The sequence below is a fragment of the Dyadobacter ginsengisoli DSM 21015 genome, assembly GCF_059568735.1.
Genome location: NZ_JCANTY010000005.1, coordinates 449,688 through 468,007, shown reverse-complemented (window position 1 = coordinate 468,007; position 18,320 = coordinate 449,688). Strand labels below are relative to the sequence as shown.

17 protein-coding genes are annotated in these 18,320 nt (G+C 48.4%); 12 read left to right on the top strand and 5 right to left on the bottom strand.

The genetic code is table 11. The annotated features are described in order from the left end of the window. The first annotated feature begins 35 nt into the window (after positions 1 to 35). From cdaA to BP71_RS20450, 4 genes are all read left to right on the top strand, one after another. The gene (gene cdaA, locus BP71_RS20465) at positions 36 to 839 is read left to right on the top strand and encodes a diadenylate cyclase CdaA (RefSeq protein WP_496382612.1); all 804 of its coding nucleotides are present in this window, start codon (positions 36 to 38) and stop codon (positions 837 to 839) included. 100 nt (positions 840 to 939) lie between these two features. After that, positions 940 to 1,203: a 30S ribosomal protein S20 gene (gene rpsT / locus BP71_RS20460; protein WP_496382610.1), complete on the top strand. Its 264-nt coding sequence runs from the start codon at positions 940 to 942 to the stop codon at positions 1,201 to 1,203. A gap of 166 nt (positions 1,204 to 1,369) precedes the next feature. After that, the gene (locus tag BP71_RS20455; RefSeq protein ID WP_496382608.1) at positions 1,370 to 2,644 is read left to right on the top strand and encodes a lactonase family protein; all 1,275 of its coding nucleotides are present in this window, start codon (positions 1,370 to 1,372) and stop codon (positions 2,642 to 2,644) included. A gap of 134 nt (positions 2,645 to 2,778) precedes the next feature. After that, positions 2,779 to 4,392 (top strand): ABC-F family ATP-binding cassette domain-containing protein, encoded by a 1,614-nt coding sequence (locus BP71_RS20450; RefSeq protein WP_496382606.1) that lies wholly within the window; start codon positions 2,779 to 2,781, stop codon positions 4,390 to 4,392. A 74-nt stretch (positions 4,393 to 4,466) separates the two neighbouring features. Here BP71_RS20450 and BP71_RS20445 read toward each other — a convergent pair whose 3' ends face one another. Both BP71_RS20445 and BP71_RS20440 read right to left on the bottom strand, forming a co-directional pair. Further along, on the bottom strand, positions 4,467 to 5,102 hold the full coding sequence (locus BP71_RS20445; protein WP_496382604.1) for a gluconate 2-dehydrogenase subunit 3 family protein: 636 nt from the start codon (positions 5,100 to 5,102) through the stop codon (positions 4,467 to 4,469). Positions 5,103 to 5,131: 29 nt separating this feature from the next. Beyond that, positions 5,132 to 6,871 (bottom strand): GMC oxidoreductase, encoded by a 1,740-nt coding sequence (locus BP71_RS20440; RefSeq protein ID WP_496382602.1) that lies wholly within the window; start codon positions 6,869 to 6,871, stop codon positions 5,132 to 5,134. Between the two features lie 171 nt (positions 6,872 to 7,042). Here BP71_RS20440 and BP71_RS20435 point away from each other — a divergent pair, with 171 nt between their 5' ends. After that, positions 7,043 to 7,996: an L-threonylcarbamoyladenylate synthase gene (locus tag BP71_RS20435; RefSeq protein WP_496382600.1), complete on the top strand. Its 954-nt coding sequence runs from the start codon at positions 7,043 to 7,045 to the stop codon at positions 7,994 to 7,996. Between the two features lie 6 nt (positions 7,997 to 8,002). Here the strand turns inward: BP71_RS20435 and BP71_RS20430 are convergent, their stop codons facing one another. Next, complete coding sequence (locus BP71_RS20430) at positions 8,003 to 9,430, bottom strand: ATP-dependent DNA helicase (protein WP_496382598.1); 1,428 nt, start codon at positions 9,428 to 9,430, stop codon at positions 8,003 to 8,005. A gap of 159 nt (positions 9,431 to 9,589) precedes the next feature. On the opposite strand from BP71_RS20430, the gene BP71_RS20425 reads away from it, so the two are divergent. From BP71_RS20425 to coaD, 4 genes are all read left to right on the top strand, one after another. Continuing rightward, positions 9,590 to 10,012: a CBS domain-containing protein gene (locus BP71_RS20425; RefSeq protein WP_496383135.1), complete on the top strand. Its 423-nt coding sequence runs from the start codon at positions 9,590 to 9,592 to the stop codon at positions 10,010 to 10,012. Positions 10,013 to 10,143: 131 nt separating this feature from the next. Beyond that, on the top strand, positions 10,144 to 10,656 hold the full coding sequence (locus BP71_RS20420; protein ID WP_496382596.1) for an NUDIX domain-containing protein: 513 nt from the start codon (positions 10,144 to 10,146) through the stop codon (positions 10,654 to 10,656). Between the two features lie 15 nt (positions 10,657 to 10,671). After that, positions 10,672 to 11,577: a DUF3822 family protein gene (locus tag BP71_RS20415; RefSeq protein ID WP_496382594.1), complete on the top strand. Its 906-nt coding sequence runs from the start codon at positions 10,672 to 10,674 to the stop codon at positions 11,575 to 11,577. 17 nt (positions 11,578 to 11,594) lie between these two features. Then, positions 11,595 to 12,074 carry a pantetheine-phosphate adenylyltransferase gene (gene coaD / locus BP71_RS20410; protein ID WP_496382592.1) on the top strand — a complete coding sequence of 160 codons (480 nt, stop codon included), beginning with the start codon at positions 11,595 to 11,597 and terminating at the stop codon, positions 12,072 to 12,074. 20 nt (positions 12,075 to 12,094) lie between these two features. On the opposite strand, the gene BP71_RS20405 is transcribed toward coaD, so the two are convergent. Next, positions 12,095 to 12,784, bottom strand: coding sequence for an NUDIX hydrolase (locus tag BP71_RS20405; protein ID WP_496382590.1), 690 nt, complete (start codon positions 12,782 to 12,784; stop codon positions 12,095 to 12,097). 101 nt (positions 12,785 to 12,885) lie between these two features. Here BP71_RS20405 and BP71_RS20400 point away from each other — a divergent pair, with 101 nt between their 5' ends. Next, positions 12,886 to 14,190, top strand: a complete 1,305-nt coding sequence (locus BP71_RS20400; RefSeq protein ID WP_496382588.1) for a hemolysin family protein — start codon at positions 12,886 to 12,888, stop codon at positions 14,188 to 14,190. Between the two features lie 2 nt (positions 14,191 to 14,192). Then, on the top strand, positions 14,193 to 14,834 hold the full coding sequence (gene pyrE, locus BP71_RS20395) for an orotate phosphoribosyltransferase (protein ID WP_496382586.1): 642 nt from the start codon (positions 14,193 to 14,195) through the stop codon (positions 14,832 to 14,834). A 71-nt stretch (positions 14,835 to 14,905) separates the two neighbouring features. Here the strand turns inward: pyrE and BP71_RS20390 are convergent, their stop codons facing one another. Beyond that, entirely contained in the window at positions 14,906 to 15,928 is a 1,023-nt protein-coding gene (locus tag BP71_RS20390; RefSeq protein WP_496382584.1) for an aldo/keto reductase, read from the bottom strand. Positions 15,929 to 16,070: 142 nt separating this feature from the next. Between BP71_RS20390 and ppk1 the strand changes: the two genes are divergently transcribed. Then, positions 16,071 to 18,170 (top strand): polyphosphate kinase 1, encoded by a 2,100-nt coding sequence (gene ppk1 / locus BP71_RS20385; RefSeq protein ID WP_496382583.1) that lies wholly within the window; start codon positions 16,071 to 16,073, stop codon positions 18,168 to 18,170. Positions 18,171 to 18,320 lie beyond the last annotated feature (150 nt).

Here is an 18,320-nt window from a genome sequence, read left to right as displayed (position 1 = left end):
TAGTAATTTAGTCGCTCAAAAATATCACCTTTCTTATGCGCGTGGGTTTTCTGAACATCAACTGGGCTGATATCCTGGATGTTTTTTTAGTGTCCATTCTTCTTTATCAGGTATATACCCTTGTTCGGGGAAGTATTGCAAGCAGAGTTTTTCTTGGATATTTGTTCGTCTATGTCTTCTATCTGGTTGTAAAAGGCCTGGGGCTTGGCTTACTTACAGCAATCCTGCAATACTTCATGGGCGTCGGAGCGGTGGCTTTGATCGTCATTTTTCAGCAGGAGATCAGACGTTTCCTTTTGATCATCGGAAAATCTACGATTTACACCAATAATGGTATTCTAAAAAAAATTATAGGGAACTCGATGCTGGATTTCAAGGTGAAAAACCTGAAAGAAATTATCGATGCGAGTAAAACCATCGCAGCCAATTTTACAGGGGCATTGATTGTCGTAAACAAGCGGGACGACCTGGGCAAGTACGTAGAAACCGGGGAACTGCTCGACGCGCGCGTCTCGAAACCTTTGCTGGTGTCATTATTCAACCAGTATAGCGAGCTGCATGACGGGGCGGTGATTATCGTCGATGGTGTACTGAAAGCGGCCCGGTGCGTGCTGCCCGTAGCCGATGGGGTCGATGTTCCGTCGTCATTGGGGTTTCGTCACCGTGCGGCGATGGGTATGAGCGAAGCCACCGACGCCATTGTGATTGTTATCTCTGAGCAGACAGGTAAAATATCGCTGGCGGTTGAAGGGGAGTTGCACAGCAACATTCCATATAACGAACTGGAGTCGAGGATCGAGGAGTATCTGGCCTCGGATGTGCAGCGAATGCCTAAATAGACTGTTTAATTAAATATATTTTGAAAGGAAATTTGGCATTTTGAGAAGCAATTTCTATTTTTGCAGACCGAAATGAGAAATAGAAAAATATTCATTACCAATGGCAAATCATAAATCAGCTTTAAAAAGAATCCGCGCTAATGAGACAAAGCGTTTGCGCAATCGTTACCAGCACAAAACCACACGTTCATACATCAAGAAATTGCGTGAAACGTCTGACAAAACAGTAGCTATCGAAGTTTACAAAACTGTATCTTCAATGTTGGACCGTTTGGCAAAGAAAAATATCATCCACAAGAAAAAAGCTTCAAACCAGAAATCTAAATTGGCGAAATTCGTCAACGGACTGGCTGTTGCAGCGTAATTTTTCTACGTGTGAAATTTAAACCCTGGTAAGCGTTTGCCAGGGTTTTCTTTTTTGTTGTATATTGCGGATTATGTTAAGAACCTTGCAGGATATAAATCACCTTGCAAGGTTCTTTTGATATTGTGTCAAATTCTTGAACCACCTAAAACTTAAATTCTTTTCTATGAAAAAAGTTGCATTATTTGCTGGTTTGGCTGCGTTGGGAGGTGTTCCATCGGTGGCCCAATCGCCCATCAGCTTCAATGCCCGCGGTTTAGTTGTAGTTTCTGACGCTGATATGGCAGCGTCGGCATTGGTTGATGGAAAGCTATTAAGAGACAACACATCGAAAGATCAGTTGACAACAATCAAGTTCCCTGTCGAACGGGGAAGCAAGGGCCTCGGAAGTGCGTTGGTATCCAATTCTGTGCTGGGTTATTCCAAAACATTGGCCGTTCCTGCCACAGGCGGGCTGGCATATGTGCTTGAAAACCGGATCCGGCCGGAAGATGGAGTGGGGGAGTACAAGGATCCTTCCAAGGATTTTCCGGTGGGAGAAAAGCTATTTGTCGTAGATATCAGTAACCTGGCTGCTCCGAAAGCTAAATTCGGATTTCCCGTCGGAAAAAGGCCGACATCGATTGATGTTAACAAAAACGAGCTGATCCTGTCGACCAGCGAGGCGGGTAAAGAGCTTGTTTTCATTGAGGCGGGGCCGGATGGCAAGCCGGGGAGATTCCTGAACCTTCCCGCAGCTATCGATACAGCCAACAAGATCATCGATATTTCATGGCATCCATCAGGCGATTTTATTGCATTCACATTGGATAATTCCAACGAGGTAGGACTTTACAAGGTGATCCGTGAAGCAGGTAAACTCAAAAACGTCGAAATGGTAGGCAAGCCGGTCAAAGTCGGTACAGAACCCTCTTTCGGTAAGTTTTCTGCGGATGGCAAGCACTACTTCGTATTGGATACCAAGGGTGCTGCCGGGAAGGCGACCGGAGAAGGAGAGGTTTTAGTCGTTGATTTTTCAATGGACGGCGCTGTGGAACATAAAGTTTCAGCTCAGGTGCCGGTCGGAGCCAATGCAGGCTCTTTTGCTATCAGTCCCGACGGATCGTCGCTCGTGACCGTGAATGCGGGTAAAAGTGGTTCGCCATGGGCCGAAGCCGGTGCAGGAACGGGCGCTTCGCTCTCACTTTACAAGGTAGCTGCTACGGGCGCGCTCACAAAAGTAGCGGATTACCCGTTTGACGGAATTTACCCGCAGAGCGTAGCATTCGACAAAGACGGTGCTAATCTGGCGGTTTCCGTATTTGAATACCTGGAATATGGCAGTGGTAATGGAGGCGTGGAGTTTTGGACCGTAACAAAGGGGGACACTCCGTCGTTGAAAAAGCAGGGTGCGCGGGTGAGCGTAGCCAAGGGTGCACATACATTGCGTGTAATTCCCTGAGAAAATATTTCGCTATTGGGATAACAGGCCGGTTGATACCGGCCTGTTTTGTTTGGTTTTAGTTTACACAAGGATGTTAAATAAGACCGATTTTCGTAATTTTGCGGTCTCATTCATAAATAATCAATTTTCAGATGATTACGGTTCAGAACGTATCGCTGCGATACGGTAAAAGGGTATTGTTCGATGAAGTAAATATAAAATTTGTCCCAGGTAACTGCTACGGCGTAATAGGTGCCAACGGGGCCGGGAAATCCACTTTTTTGAAGATTCTTTCAGGTGAAATCGAGCCGCAGACAGGAAATGTAAGCATGAACCCCGGCGAACGGATGACCTTCCTGAAACAGGATCAGTTTGAATTCGACGCTTATTCGGTAATGGATACTGTGATTTTGGGACACGAACGGTTGTACAAAGTCATGAAGGAGCGGGAGGCGATTTATGAGAAAGAAGAGTTCACCGATGCCGACGGAGAGAAAGCGGCAGAACTGGAAGCGGAATTCGCAGACCTGAATGGTTGGGAAGCCGAAACGGAAGCAGCACAGCTCCTCAGCGGCCTGGGACTCGCAGAAGATCTGCATCACACGATGATGAGCGATCTCAACTCAAACGATAAGGTTAGAGTATTGCTGGCACAGGCGTTGTTCGGTAATCCTGACGTGCTGCTGCTTGATGAGCCTACCAATAACCTGGACGTTGAAACCGTTTTGTGGTTGGAAAACTTCCTGGCCGATTTTAAAAATACAGTGATTGTGGTTTCTCACGACCGCCACTTCCTCGATGAGGTATGTACCCATGTGGTGGATATCGATTTCAGCAAAGTGCAGATGTTCTCGGGTAACTATTCGTTCTGGTACCAGTCGAGCCAGCTGGCATTGAAGCAGCGTCAGGAATCCAACAAGAAATCGGAAGAGAAACGTAAAGAATTGGAGGATTTCATCCGTCGTTTCAGCGCAAATGCTTCCAAATCCAAACAGGCTACTTCGCGGGCGAAACTTTTGGAAAAACTCACGATCGACGATATCAAGCCATCGTCGCGAAAATACCCTTATATCGCGTTCAAATCGGAACGGGAAGTGGGAGATCAGCTTTTACGCGTAGAAGGTCTATCTAAAACTGCCGAGGATGGTACCAAATTGTTTGACAATGTTAACTTCACAGTTAACAAAGGCGACAAAATTGCATTCGTGAGCCGCAATGTACTTGCGATCAGTTCATTTTTTGACATTATCAGCGAGGTGCAAAAAGCCGATAAAGGGGACTACACCTGGGGCGTAACGATCACGAAATCGTATTTCCCGAAAGATCCGGGACAATTCTTTGACGTGGATCTGAACCTGGTAGACTGGTTGCGTCAATACTCGGAGGAAAAAGATGAGAGTTTCATCCGGGGCTTCCTGGGGCGTATGCTGTTCTCCGGAGAGGAGTCCCTGAAAAAAGCGAAAGTGCTTTCAGGAGGAGAGAAAGTTCGCTGTATGCTCTCGCGCACGATGTTGTCTGGTGCCAATGCACTGGTTCTGGATGATCCTACCAACCACCTCGACCTCGAATCGATCACTGCGCTCAACAACGGATTGATCGATTTTACAGGCTGTCTGTTGTTCTATTCTCACGATCACCAGTTTGTTCACACGGTGGCAAACCGGATTATCGAAATCGGACCGAAGGGGGTATTGGACAAACTCATGACGTATGATGAGTTCCTGACAGACGATACGGTGAAACAACAGCGTCAGAAATTATATTGACCTGCGTTAATAAATGAAAGCGGCCCCGGTTCAAACTGAACCGGGGCCGCTTTCATTTAGCCAATCCGCAAAAATCAGTCGTAGCTCAGGCCATATTGTTTCAAAACATCGGCAGGAACGCCTTCCCATACATTCGGTGTATTTCCCACGTATCCCAGGTCGGCAATGCCTATTTTGGACGTATAGAAACCGGTTGCAGTGAGATTGCGCATCAAATTGAAAAAAGCAACACCCTGGCTGTAAATAGGCTTCGCTTTTTCGGGGTATGCGATGTCATCGATGATCTGCAATTGCTGCGCTTTTGTACAAAGCACAAATGTCTTGCTGAACCGGTTCCCAGCTTCTCGTTCAAGCCACCTTAATCCGCCTCTCAGCGGGGTTTGATGCTGCGGCATATCTTTCGCAATGAACTCGATGAAATCGGGCACACCGGCTTGCGAAGCGCTTCCCGATTTATCGTCAGCCGGGATGATAATGTCTACCAGTACTTTCACAGTGGCCAGTTCTGCAACTGTAAAGAACTTCTCTTTCATCAGTTGAGCATCGCGGATGGCCTCTTCCTTCAAACGTCCTCCGGGCACTTTAATCGGTGTTTCAGGAGGCATTTGGGTTTCCAGCTCGCGTTGCTCCGCAAGTGCTACCTGCGGGCTCAACGCCGTGATGCCGAGTGAGCTGAGCGTCAATGCTTTTAAAGAATCTCTGCGTTTCATATGCTTGTGATTTGAACTGGGTTCAAATGTTAGATATTTTTCTGTTTAACCTGATTGATAATGTATTCCGATGCCCTCATTGACAATGCGAGGATCGTCCAGGTCGGGTTTTTGTCGGCTTGTGATACAAATGAGCCGCCATCTACCACGAATACGTTTTTGGCATCGTGCGCCTGCGAATACTTGTTCAAAGCCGATGTTTTCGGATCGTCGCCCATACGAACGGTTCCAACTTCATGGATGATACGTCCTGGTGCCGCCAGACCATAATTAGTGTCTGCGCCAGGTTTCGTGCCGTTTGGAATACCACCCAGTGCATGAATCATCTCTTCGAAGGTATCATGCATGTGTTTAGCCTGTTTGATCTCGTAATCAGACCATTTATAGTGGAAGCGCAGCACCGGTATGCCAAACTTGTCTACTACATTCGGATCGATTTCACAATAGTTGTTGTAATCGGGAACAGCTTCTCCGCGCCCCGCCATACCGATGTTGGCGCCATAGAAACGGCGGTAGTCTTCTTTCAATGACGAGCCGTAGCCGCCAGCCTGTTTAGTAACACCTTCTTTGGTAGGATATTTACCATTGAGGTTTTCGATGCCAAACCCGAAACCATAGGCCGGCATTCCCATTCCGCCACCGTACTCGATATGATATCCCCTCGGGAAATCGAGCTTTTTGTTGTCTAGCCACCAGGGCGTGTAAACGTGCATTCCGCCGACACCATCCTCATTGTAGCGCTTACGGTCCATCATATGCGGCATGAATGCCCCCCGTGAGGCACCCGTGGAGTCGTGCAGGTAATGTCCCACCACACCGCTTGAATTGGCCAGACCACTCTGATGGCGGGCGGATTTCGAGTTCAGGAGGAGCCGCGAAGATTCCGCCGCGCTGGCAGCCAGTACCACCACTTTTCCTTTGATGGTATGCTCAGTCAGTTTGTTCCGGTCAATGTAGGAAACACCGGTGGCCAGACCGGTCGTGGGATCTGTCAAGACCTCGCGGCACATCGCATGGTTGATCAGGGTCACATTGCCCGTTTTGAGCGCCGGGATACAAAGTACCGAGGAAGAAGAGAAGTCGGCGTATGCCTGACAGGCCCGCCCGCATTGGCTGCAATAGAAGCAAACCCCGCGCTGATCATTAATGGGTTTGGTTAGAATGGACAGCCGGGAAGGGATTACGGGAATATTGGCCTTCTTACCTGCCTGTTTGAGGAAAAGCTCATGCAGACGCGGCTTTGGAGGTGGTAGAAAAATTCCATCCGGTTCGTTATCGAGGTTTTCAATGGTCCCGAATACCCCGATTAGTTTATCGACCTGATCATAATAAGGTTTAACATCGTCGTAGCTGATAGGCCAGTCGTCTCCGAGCCCGTCAATGCTTTTTCTCTTAAAATCTTTTGGACCGAAACGCAGCGAAATCCGTCCCCAGTGGTTGGTACGACCACCCAGCATACGTGACCTGAACCAGTCGAATTGCGTTCCGTTTTTACGTGTATAGGGTTCGCCCTCAATTTCCCAACCCCCCCAGGCCGCGTCGAAATCACCGAAAGGACGGTGGTTACCCGCTCCGCGACGGGGTGATTCGTAAGGCCATTTTAGCTGGGTAATATATTTGGGATCGGCAGGGTCGAAATATCCGCCTGCTTCCAGAAGAGCCACCTTGGCACCCGCTTTGGCAAGTTGATAAGCTGCCATTCCACCTCCCGCTCCCGAGCCTACGATGACGACATCGAAAACGGTAGGTTGTTCTTTGATTTGAAACATAGTAAAGGGTTGTTTAGATAGTACTATTTAACCATTAAATATAAACAGGTATTGGCTAACGGGCGGCCAAGTTTCACGCATTCGGAGTTATTTAAAAACAATCTAAATGCGGATACTCGGATTTATTCCGCGCCGCCGTATTTTTGCATTTTTAAAAAACGAAACAATATTTTGGCAGTAACCGGCAGCGACCTGAATGTCGCAAAAGAATTTCTCATAAAAGGCGAACTCGTAGCCATTCCTACCGAAACCGTGTATGGACTGGCAGGCAATGCATTGAACGAAAAAGCGGTGCTTTCTATTTTCGAAGTCAAGAACAGGCCCGCATTCGATCCCTTGATTATTCATACGGATTCTATTGAAAAAGTGGCCATCTACGTGGCTGATTTCCCTGAAAAAGCACGAAAACTAGCCGGAAAATTCTGGCCGGGCCCGCTGACGCTATTGTTACCTAAAAAGGAAATCGTACCCGATCTGGTCACTTCCGGGCTGGATACCGTGGCTGTACGTATCCCTCGTCACCCGTTGTTGCTTGATTTACTGGCAAGTCTCGATTTTCCATTGGCAGCGCCAAGCGCCAATCCCTTTGGTTACATCAGTCCCACCAGCCCGGTGCACGTTGATCAGCAACTGGGTGAAAAAATTCCCTACATTCTAGACGGTGGAGAATGCGAGGTAGGAATTGAATCGACGATTGTCGGGTTTGAAAACGATGAGGCGATTGTTTACCGGCTGGGAGGATTGGATATTAATGAGATAGAAGCAGTAGTGGGGCCTGTGGCATTGATGCCGCATTCATCGTCAGATCCCAAAGCTCCGGGAATGCTCAAGAGCCATTATGCGCCGCGAAAACCGCTGCACCTCGATCAGAGAGAGGCTTTGCCGACGGGATCAGCGGACACGGGGTACCTGATGTTCGACCGTTATCTGGAAAATACTGACACGCGATTTCAGCGCATATTGAGTCCGACGCGGAATCTCAAAGAAGCTGCGCATAACCTGTTTGCATACCTCCGGGAACTGGATGCATTGCCTGTGTCGGAGATCAGGGCGGAGCTGGTGCCGGCGAGCGGGCTGGGCCTGGCGATCAACGACCGTTTGCAACGTGCTTCGGTGTCGGCATGACAACCTTTATTTAAAAAACTGCTGGTGAAAATTCATGAGGAACACTTCATCCGTCGCCCGCGTAATGGCCGTGTAGAGCCATCTCACGAACTCGACATTGATTTGCTCCTCGGGCAGGTATCCCTGGTCTATGAACACAGCGCTCCATTGCCCTCCCTGAGCCTTGTGGCAGGTCAATGCATAAGCAAACTTGACCTGCAGTGCATTGAGATAAGGATCTTTCCGTAACGCTTCGACGCGATCCTTTTTGGATTTGATATAAAAATAATCCTGCTGCACGCTCTCGTAAAGTTTCTTGTTGTCCTCTGACGACATCGACGCAGAGGGAGAATGCAAAGTGTCCAGAAAAATCTTGGCATCGAACTCCGGCTGTTTTTCGTAATCTGTGAGCCGTAAAGTAACGTCAGCAAAGCGGAAGCCGTGGATTTCCTGGGTTTTCCGGATTTTCAGCAGCTCCACAAAATCTCCGTTCGCGATAAAGCCGGCGGGGGAGTCTTCGTCCAGAATATTGTAATTATTGCGGACGACCATCAGCCTGTCGCCGGCGTCGAGTTCATCTTCCGAGAAATTAATGACCCGCCGGATATATTCGTTGTACTGGACGGCCGACTTGTTCGATCTTGTCAGAATAATAGCATTCTCCTGGCCATATTTATCGTATGCGTAACGAAGCCCCTCTTCCAGTTTCTCGCCGGTCATCCTGAAAACGTCACGATAGGAGCGGGTAGTGATCCGGATTTCGCTATGCTCTGCGCCGACCTGATTTCTTAGTTCGGTTGCGTTGAAAAGAATTCCCGATTGCTCGTCCTGCCGCATTACTTCTCTTAATTCTTCCTGAAAAACAGACATATAGAATGTCCTTTCGAGATAGTCCCGGTCCAATGCAGGACTGAGCTCTTTGCCAACGGGAGGCAGCTGCGCCGTGTCGCCCACAAGCATCAGTTTGTTTCCGGGGTTCTCAAACACAAATTCGACCAGGTCGGCGAGAAGGCTGCGGCTTCCGAAATCGGCCTCATCGGTGATCATCGAAGCTTCGTCCACGATAAAAAGGGTGTTATCGTGGTAATTTTTCTGACGCTGGAACGAGAGCGTTCCTGAAAACGCATCCGCCGTTTGCTTATATATTTTTTTGTGGATCGTCAATGCGATTTTCTCGGAATAACCAGACATTACTTTGGCTGCGCGGCCAGTCGGGGCAAGCAGTACGGACTTGTAACCGAAATTCCGGAGGACTTTTATCAAGGTGCTGATGATGGTCGTTTTACCGGTTCCTGCATATCCTTTAAGCAGAAAACAGTCGCGGTAACGTTCGAGACCTTTCTCTTCGATCAGGAAATCGTTGGTCTGTTCGAAGAAACGAAGCTGGCCGTCAGTGGGTTTGAAAGGGAATTTTTTGCGAAGTAATTGGGATGGCAAAATTTTGTCTGTATCCATGGGAGCGAATCTAACGCAAGGAATCTGAATATCAAAAACCACTTTTTTCTACAAAAATATACTCAGAATAAATTGGATTTTAAAGCACCAAATCCATATATTAGACTCCCTTTTATCTTAAATCCCCAAACCTAAACATCTATGCTGGTACAACATGTAATGGGCAACAAGCCTGTCAATGCGATTTGGTCGGTTACGCAGGACAATACAGTGTTTGAGGCTCTGGAGCTTATGGCCGAGAAAAACATTGGTGCAGTTTTGGTACTTGAAGATAATGATCTGATCGGTATTTTCTCCGAACGCGACTATGCGCGGAAAGTGATATTGTTGGGGCGCGGATCAAAAGATACGTTGATCCGCGATGTAATGACCAGTAAGGTAATTACAGTCGAAACAGACGATAAAATAGAAGAATGTATGCAGATCATGTCGGATAAGCATATCCGGCACCTCCCTGTGAACCGGGACGGTACGCTTATCGGCATTATTTCGATCAATGATATTGTTTCCGCTATCATTCACGAGCAGAAGGAACATATCAACACCCTGGAAAGCTACATTTCAGGAAGCCCCTATTCCTGATTCAGCCCCGCTGCTTTATCGACTAGGCAGGCTCATGAGGGCAGGTGTGTACATTCCGGCACCTGGACGGTTGAATTATGTCTTGTCAATTCTGGCCCGATGTTTATCTTTGCCGGTCTAAAAAGCAGGTTTTGCAAACACTCAATGCTGAGATAGGGAATTTATACGGGGGCTCGGTGCGCATACGTGTCTGTGGTATCTGCACGCAGGGAGATCGTATACTGCTCGTCAATCATGCGTTGTATGGCCCGAATGGTATCTTTTGGGCACCGCCGGGAGGAGGTATCCGGTTCGGCGAAAGCGCGGAGGAGGCGTTGGTGCGCGAATTCCGGGAGGAAACCGGCTTGATCGTGTCAGTGGGCAGACTGCTGTTTGTTCACGAGCACATTGAAGCGCCCCTTCATGCGATCGAGCTGTTTTTCGATATTGCTTCATTTGAGGGGAAAGAGGTGTCAGGCTTCGACCCGGAACTACCGCCGGAAGGGCAGATCATCAATGCGGTTCAGTTTATGGACTGGAACAAAATTGCTGCGCTCGAACAGGATCAAGGTCATCGCGTACTCAAAATGGCCGGGTCGTTGGCAGGCATTTTTAAACTGAACCATTATATTTCCGGGACAAACACCGGTAGAAACTTAAAATAATACGACCCCGACCACGTGGCAAATTCTGAAAACCAGGTTATTGAAGTTATTCCGACATTATTGGTAGGGGATAATTCCTTCGATGCCGCCAGTATTCCGCTCTGTACGCTTTGCATTGAACTGGACGAGCGACGCATCCGCTTTTGCATTGTCCGGGATGAAAATATGGAGTGCATTTGGCTGGAAGACTACTCTTTTGACAATCCACTTACCCCGGCTGAGATTTTTGAAAGGCTCAAACGGATTTTTGCGGGCCATTTATCCTGGTCACCCAACAACTGGAAGAATGTGCGGGTGACGGTAAACTCGCACGCATTTACATTGGTACCGACTCTGCTTTTCAAACCGGAGTCTGCCTATGAATACTTGTCTTTCGCACTGGGAAATCCTGTATCCAAACATGAGAAAGTGCTGTGGCACGACTTACCGCTGGTGCATGCGCAGAATGTTTTTAGTGTACAGGAGCTGTGGTACGATTGGGTTGTCAATCACTTTAGTGCATCTACGGTGAGCTTTTATCACCTCACCAGCGCGTTGGCGATCGGTTCGCTGGTCAATCACCTGGAGCACCAGGAAATGCGGATGATGTCGATCTATTTTGAAAAGGACTATTTCACACTGGTGATCAGTGAAAGCCAGCAACTGGTGCTTTGCAACCGCTTCAAATACGCCCAGACGCAGGAGCTTGCCTACATTATCCTTTTTACATTGAGCCAGCTCAATATGCTGCCCGAGGAGATCAAAGTGTTGTGTTACGGGGAGGTAACCCCGACATCAGAAGCCTATCAGGAGCTTTCGCGATTTTTTCCCAACTTAAACATGGGAACCAGGCCCACTACGCTCAGGTACAGCACACAATGTGCGGAGGTGCCGGGGCATCGGTATTTCGGCCTGTTCAACAGCTATCTCATCTCGTCCTAGTATTCCCTCTCTGTCTTATGAAGCGTATCGCATTATTTCCGGGATCATTTGATCCTTTCACAAAGGGTCACGAAGATATCGTCCTGCGCGGACTGAGGCTGTTTGATGAGGTCGTGATCGGTATCGGTAACAATGCGACCAAGAAGCGCTATTTTCCGCTGGATGTGATGAGTGAGATGATCAGGAAAACATTTGCATCACAGCCCAATGTAAAGGTAGTTACCTACGACGATCTGACTGCACATGTCGCGCGTGAGCTGGGAGCCCGGTTTTTGCTCAGGGGGCTTCGTAATACGACGGATTTTGAGTATGAGAACGGTATTTCTCAGGTCAACAGGTATTTGTACGAAGAGATCGAGACCGTATTCCTCATTACTTCGCCAAGCCTGGCGCCGATCAGCTCCAGTATTATTCGTGACCTGCACCGCTATGGGCAGGAGGTAGATAATTTTCTTCCTTATTCGTTATCTGAATTGAAAGTATTCGGTCAGAAGTAACAACGCGAAAAACTGGTTTTTTAGGATTCTTTCAGATTATGTATGCGGTTGAGGCTGTCGATTACGTAGCGGATCGAGCTGAATGAATTGATGAGCAGCGGTTTTACATCAGCAGGCTCGTACCAGTCCAGTTTTTCGATTTGCTCTTCTGCCTGCGGGCTCATCTTAGAATCATCGAGGCAGTCGCACAGATACCATTTGGTGCGCTTAAGAATGCGGCTGTTGTTTAGCGTGTAGGTATGCCAGGTAGTGCATATTTTGTCCCGGATAAGCGCTTTTACACCGGTTTCTTCTTCAATTTCACGGGTTGCGGCTGTTTTTGAATTCTCCCCCTTGTCAAGCTTTCCTTTCGGGAGATCCCACGTCTTGCGGCGGAACATGAACAGCCATTTGCCATTCTTGACGACCACGCCGCCCGCGGCCTTGATCACTTTATACTGCGCCTTGATTTTATCCTCAACCTCCGCTTTTTCACGTGTCGCCATGGTGATCGAAAGCATTTCCCTGGGGAATTCTTTTTCAAGCATTTGAATCACCTGAATAGCACTCGTCGTAGTTGAATTGAGGAACAAAACGTGGCCGGTCAGCATCGTTCTTTGCAGCTTTTCCAATCTGAGGTCTACAATGTGCTCAAAACGCGAAGTTTCGGCAGCAGACAGCTGATTGGTTCGTACAATCCTGACAGGACGGTCGTCGAAAAAAATGATCATTTTTGAATGGGTACGTGAATCGATGCCAAAATTAAGTAAAGAGTTTAGTTTAGGCAGAGATTATTATTGATAAATTTGTATTTGTAACAAATAAACAGTTCTTGGAACTCCTTATAATTTTACTTCTGGTGCTGCTCAATGGCCTTTTTTCCATGTCAGAGATCGCACTGGTTTCATCCCGAAAGTCCCGCCTGGAAGCAGCAGCAAAGAACGGTGATTCGAGAGCCAAAGCAGCATTAAACCTCGCTAATTCCCCTACTAAATTTCTCTCCACAGTCCAGATAGGTATTACGCTCATTGGTCTGCTCACGGGTATGTACAGCGGGGATAATATCACATCCGATTTTGAAAAAGTGGTCGCTTCTATTCCTGCGCTGGCGCCTTACAGCCATTCGTTGGCGGTAGGTACAGTGCTGGTGCTGATTACCTACTTGTCGCTGGTTCTGGGAGAGTTGGTTCCTAAACGGATCGGAATGTCGAATCCCGAAGCTATTTCAAAGGTGATGGCGACACCCATGAACCTGCTTTCGAAGCTGACAGCCCCTTTTATCGCGTTGCTTGGTTTTTCAAGTGACCTGATCATCCGGGTGTTGAATATCAAGCAGTCCGAAAATGCGGTCACCGAGGAAGAAATCAAGAGCCTCATCCAGGAGGGAACATCCGGAGGAGTGTTTGAGGAGATCGAGCAAGAGATCGTGCATAATGTGTTTCAGCTAGGTGACCGTAAAGTAACCTCGCTGATGACCAACCGGCAGGAAATCGTGTGGCTGGACCTTGAGGATACAGTGGAGGAAAACAAAGCCAAGATATTTGACTCCAGGCATTCCATTTACCCTGTCTGCCGGGGGACAGTGGATGATGTAATAGGTCTTGTATATGTAAAAGACCTGATCGCCACAGATATTGAAGCCCAGATGGCCAACCTGAATGTCATCGCACGTGACCCGGTTTACCTGCCTGAAAGTAACAGGGCCTATCAGGCACTGGAAAAATTCAAAGAACAGCGGGTATACTACGGGATCATTGTAGATGAATACGGCGGGACGCTGGGAGTCGTCACGATGCACGACATTATGGATGCATTGGTAGGAGATATTTCCGAGGACATCGAGGAGGCGTCGGAGATCGTCAGACGGGATGATGGCAGCTATCTGGTGGACGCCCAGCTGCCGTTCGATGATTTTATTCAGTATTTCAGTATCAACATTCAGGAAAGCGACCGAAGGGAGCTCGTAGGCTTTAATACGCTGGGAGGCTTCGTACTGCATGTCCTTGAAAATATTCCTCAAACCGGCGAGAAATTCCAATGGAAGCAATTCGAATTCGAAGTAATCGACATGGACCGCAGCCGGATTGACAAGCTTTTAGTGACCAATCATAATAAACAAGAAGAATCCGAAGATTAATAATGTCGAACGATCTGGATATTACCAAAAGAATAGCAGCGTTGCTGCTGGAAGCAAAGGCTATTAAGCTGAGCCCTGAAAAGCCCTTTCAATGGAGTTCGGGCTGGCTGTCACCCATTTATTGCGATAATCGCGTGGCATTATCGTATCCCGAAACCCGCACGTTCATCAAAAGGACGCTGGCCGAACTGATCCGCGCTGAGTACCCGCAGGCGCAGGCCGTTGTAGGAGTGGCGACAGGTGGTATCGCTCAGGGTGCCTTGGTGGCGGACCTGCTCGAATTGCCATTTGCTTATGTGAGGCCTGAGCCTAAAAAGCACGGCATGGGTAACCAGATCGAGGGCAGACTCGAGCCCGGCCAGCCGGTGATCATTGTGGAAGATCTGATTTCCACTGGCGGAAGTTCGCTCAAAGTGGTTGACGTATTGCGGGAAACCGGTATAGAGGTCGCCGGAATGGTGGCGATATTTACCTATGGGTTTGAGATAGCAGCAAATAACTTCGCGGCGAGAAATGTCAAACTGAGTACGATCAGCAACTACAATGCGTTAATCGAAATCGCATTGGAGCACGAATATATCACAAGCTCCCAGGTGGAAAGCCTGGCGGCCTGGCGGACAGCACCGGAGTCGTGGGGCAAATGATAAGGCTGTAAGTCAATGGCCGTCGACAATCGGCTTTCGCAGATCCGAATGTCGACGGCCATTGACTTGTATTACCCTCTGTGATTATCCAGGCTTTCATAGAGTCCGCCGAATGCTTCTTCCTTGATACCGTCGGATTTTAGAAATTCATGAGGAAAACCGAGCTCGATTTTGCTCACTTCATTCAGTTTTGCCAGGGCGGTATCGGGTAAACGGAAGTCGAGGCAGCCCAGTGAATCTGTGAGTTGAGATTCCTTCGACGCGCCGATGATGGGGATCATGACCTGATCGCGGTGGCGGGTCCAGTTGATGGCGACCTGGGCAGGTGTTACCCCAAGTTCAGTCGCCACATCCACCACAGTTTGGGCAATAATGCTACTATATTCATTTCGGCGCGTGCTGTGGTCGGGCACACGGCCTGTTTCACCTCTCAGGTATTTACCAGTCAATGCGCCTCCTCCTATGGCGCCCCAGGGGGTCACTGCAAGGTCGAGCGCTTTGGCCATGGGAAGCAGGTCACGCTCGGGCGTCCGCTGCAGCAGGGAATACTCAAACTGGATGGCTGCAAACGCGTTCCATCCGCGGAAGTCGGCGATGGTATTGGCTTGCGATACGATCCAGGCCGGCGTGTCGGATATGCCGATGTAATGTACAAGACCGCGTGTGACCAGGTCATCGAGGCCTTTCATGACTTCTTCGACCGGTGTGGTGTTGTCCCACATATGCACCCACAGCAGGTCAATGTATTCTGTATTAAGGCGTTTCAAACTCGATGTGACCGAGCGCATCATGTTTTTACGGTGATTGCCGGCGAAGTTCAGATCGTCGTTGCGGTCTTTCAACGTAAATTTCGTGGCCAGTACCCAATGGTCGCGATCGCTTTCGATGAACTCACCGACGTATTTCTCGGAGGAGCCTTCGGTGTAACGGTTAGCTGTGTCGATGAAATTTCCACCTGCATTGGCAAAGGATTCGAATATCTTGAAGCTTTCGTGCTTATCTGCGCCCCAGCCCCATTCTTTACCGAACGTCATGGTGCCCAGGCAAACCTCCGATACCCGTAAACCCGAGCGGCCTAATAATTGATAACGCATAGTGATTTTACTTAGAATTTGGAATGAGATATAGCTCTGTCTGCTTGCCTGACAAGGTTAATTTTTGTCCTGCAAAGTTATACCCTTACCCGCCAAATGTATTTATATTGTAACAAATTTTGGATCTTTTACACCACACTCAATGATCGACGTTGCCTATCCCTACTTTGATACTAATCTGAGCTGGCTTTCGAATAATTACAGGTTGTTGCTCGAAGCAAACGACGATACGGTACCAGTTAGGGAGCGATTGCGGTTTCTGGGAATCTACGCTTATCAGACCAAGGAGTTTTACCGGGTGCGTATCCCAAACCTTCTGGCGATGGGAGAGGTCAGTAACGATATCCGCTCGAAACTCAACCTCTTCCCCGAATCCCTACTCGAACATGTGTACGAAACGGTTGAGAACCAGCTCAGGGAGTTTAACGACATTCTCGCCAACAGCATTTTGCCTGCATTGCAGGATCAGGGTGTTCATCTTTATTACCGGGAAGGATTTGTCCCCGAGCATGCGGCATTTCTCCGTCGGTTTTTTGTAGACAAGCTATTCCGGTATTTGCAGCCGGTTTTTCTGGATAGCCGCCGCACGGTGAAAACACCTGCGTTTGAATCCAAACAGCTATACCTGATCGTCAGGATGCAATACAAACAGGATGCCGATGAAGATTGGTATGCTTCTGTGAATGTACCTTCCGACCATTTCGGCAGGTTTGTCGAATTGCCGGAATGGGACGGGAAACGGCAGGTGGCATTCATCGAGGATGTGGTGCGGGAAAATCTCACGGTGTTGTTTCCGGGCTATCAGATCCTGGAAAGCTATGCATTGCGCGTGGAGCGGGAAACCGAGCTGTCGGTAGAGGATGAATATCCTATGCCGGTTGCACAGCGTATCCTCAAACAGCTGGAAAAGCGAAATTTTGTACTGCCATCCCAATATTTTTATGAATCGGGAATGCCGCTTTACGTTCGGGAATACCTGGTTAGCAAGCTGGCGATCCCGATGAACGACTTTCACGAGCGGGGTGAATACCTCTTTATGCAGGATTTGGCGCGGTTTCCGGTGCTGTCCCGCCGTTTGGATTACCCCTATCAGCGACCGGTTCAGAATCCGGAATTTGATGATACCAAATCCGTTTTCGAATCGATTCAGCAGGCCGATCAGATGCTCCATTTGCCTTATCAGTCTTATGAACCTATCGTCCGGTTTTTCAACGAGGCGGCAGTAGATCCCCATGTTCGTGAAATACATGTTTCATTGTACAAGATCAGTCCTAACTCGTTTATCCTGAACTCCCTGATCAGCGCGTCGAGAAACGGGAAGCGGGTGACAACTTATGTAGAACTCAATACGAAGCTGGACATTCAGGAAAACCTGCAATGGTCGAAGAAAATGAGGGATGCCGGGGTGAAGATACTCCTGAGCGTGCCGGGCTTAAAAGTACATGCGAAAATGGCCCTCGTGAAGCGCAAAGTACAGAAAGGCTGGGAACGGTATGCATTTCTGGGTACCGGTGGATTTTACAGGCTTACAAGCCGGGAGATCGTGGATCATGCCTTGCTGACCTGCCACAGGGAGCTGACCAATGAGCTGGAACTGCTGTTTGGCTATCTTTCGACCCAGGATGAACCGAAGAAGTATAAATACCTGCCATTCAATTATTTGCAGGTAACGCAGTTTAATCTCCAGAAGCGTCTGCTCGATTTGATCGACCGGGAGATTGCCAACTGCAATGCGGGCCTTAAATCTTTTATCACCATTAAAATCAGTCAGTTACAGGACCATATCCTGATTGATAAGCTGTATCAGGCAGGTCAGGCAGGCGTGCCGGTGCATGTGATCGTGAGCGAGAGCTGCGGGTTGATTTCCGGGTTGCCGTCGCTGAGCGATAATATCGTGGTAAGCCGGCATGTGGACCGTTACATCGAAAATACCCGGATATTCCACTTCGGAAACCGGGGTAACGATGAGATTTACCTGACTTCCTGCGATTGGACCCACCGCAACTTCCATCGGCGGATCGATATTTGCTTTCCGGTACTGGATGAAATCCTTAAAGGCCAGATGCGGACCGTGCTCAGGAACTACGTAAGTGATAATCAGAAATCGGTAAGGCTGGACCTTTACCAGAATAATCTCCGGATAACCGATGACTCGCGGGGGAAGGTACGCGCGCAGGAGGCAAACTACCGATTGGTAGAAAAAGTGGAGCGCAACGGACCCATGCGGCGTTCAGAAATATAAGCTTTCCGGTGGCTTAAAAAAATTTTAACGGCATTAAATTTTCGAATCCGCTGTCAGATTTAATGGACGGGCTTTGTAGAAAAGGTGAAGTAATTTTTCAGTGGCTTTTTCCATAAGGCATGCGGATTGGTCTTGAAGTGTAATGGGTAT

Coding starts and splice junctions, on each gene's coding strand:
- cdaA (WP_496382612.1), top strand. CDS start 36: ATGCGCGTGGGTTTTCTGAACATCAACTGGGCTGATATCCTGGATGTT.
- rpsT (WP_496382610.1), top strand. CDS start 940: ATGGCAAATCATAAATCAGCTTTAAAAAGAATCCGCGCTAATGAGACA.
- BP71_RS20455 (WP_496382608.1), top strand. CDS start 1,370: ATGAAAAAAGTTGCATTATTTGCTGGTTTGGCTGCGTTGGGAGGTGTT.
- BP71_RS20450 (WP_496382606.1), top strand. CDS start 2,779: ATGATTACGGTTCAGAACGTATCGCTGCGATACGGTAAAAGGGTATTG.
- BP71_RS20445 (WP_496382604.1), bottom strand. CDS start 5,102: ATGAAACGCAGAGATTCTTTAAAAGCATTGACGCTCAGCTCACTCGGC.
- BP71_RS20440 (WP_496382602.1), bottom strand. CDS start 6,871: ATGTTTCAAATCAAAGAACAACCTACCGTTTTCGATGTCGTCATCGTA.
- BP71_RS20430 (WP_496382598.1), bottom strand. CDS start 9,430: ATGGATACAGACAAAATTTTGCCATCCCAATTACTTCGCAAAAAATTC.
- BP71_RS20425 (WP_496383135.1), top strand. CDS start 9,590: ATGGGCAACAAGCCTGTCAATGCGATTTGGTCGGTTACGCAGGACAAT.
- coaD (WP_496382592.1), top strand. CDS start 11,595: ATGAAGCGTATCGCATTATTTCCGGGATCATTTGATCCTTTCACAAAG.
- BP71_RS20405 (WP_496382590.1), bottom strand. CDS start 12,784: ATGATCATTTTTTTCGACGACCGTCCTGTCAGGATTGTACGAACCAAT.
- pyrE (WP_496382586.1), top strand. CDS start 14,193: ATGTCGAACGATCTGGATATTACCAAAAGAATAGCAGCGTTGCTGCTG.
- BP71_RS20390 (WP_496382584.1), bottom strand. CDS start 15,928: ATGCGTTATCAATTATTAGGCCGCTCGGGTTTACGGGTATCGGAGGTT.
- ppk1 (WP_496382583.1), top strand. CDS start 16,071: ATGATCGACGTTGCCTATCCCTACTTTGATACTAATCTGAGCTGGCTT.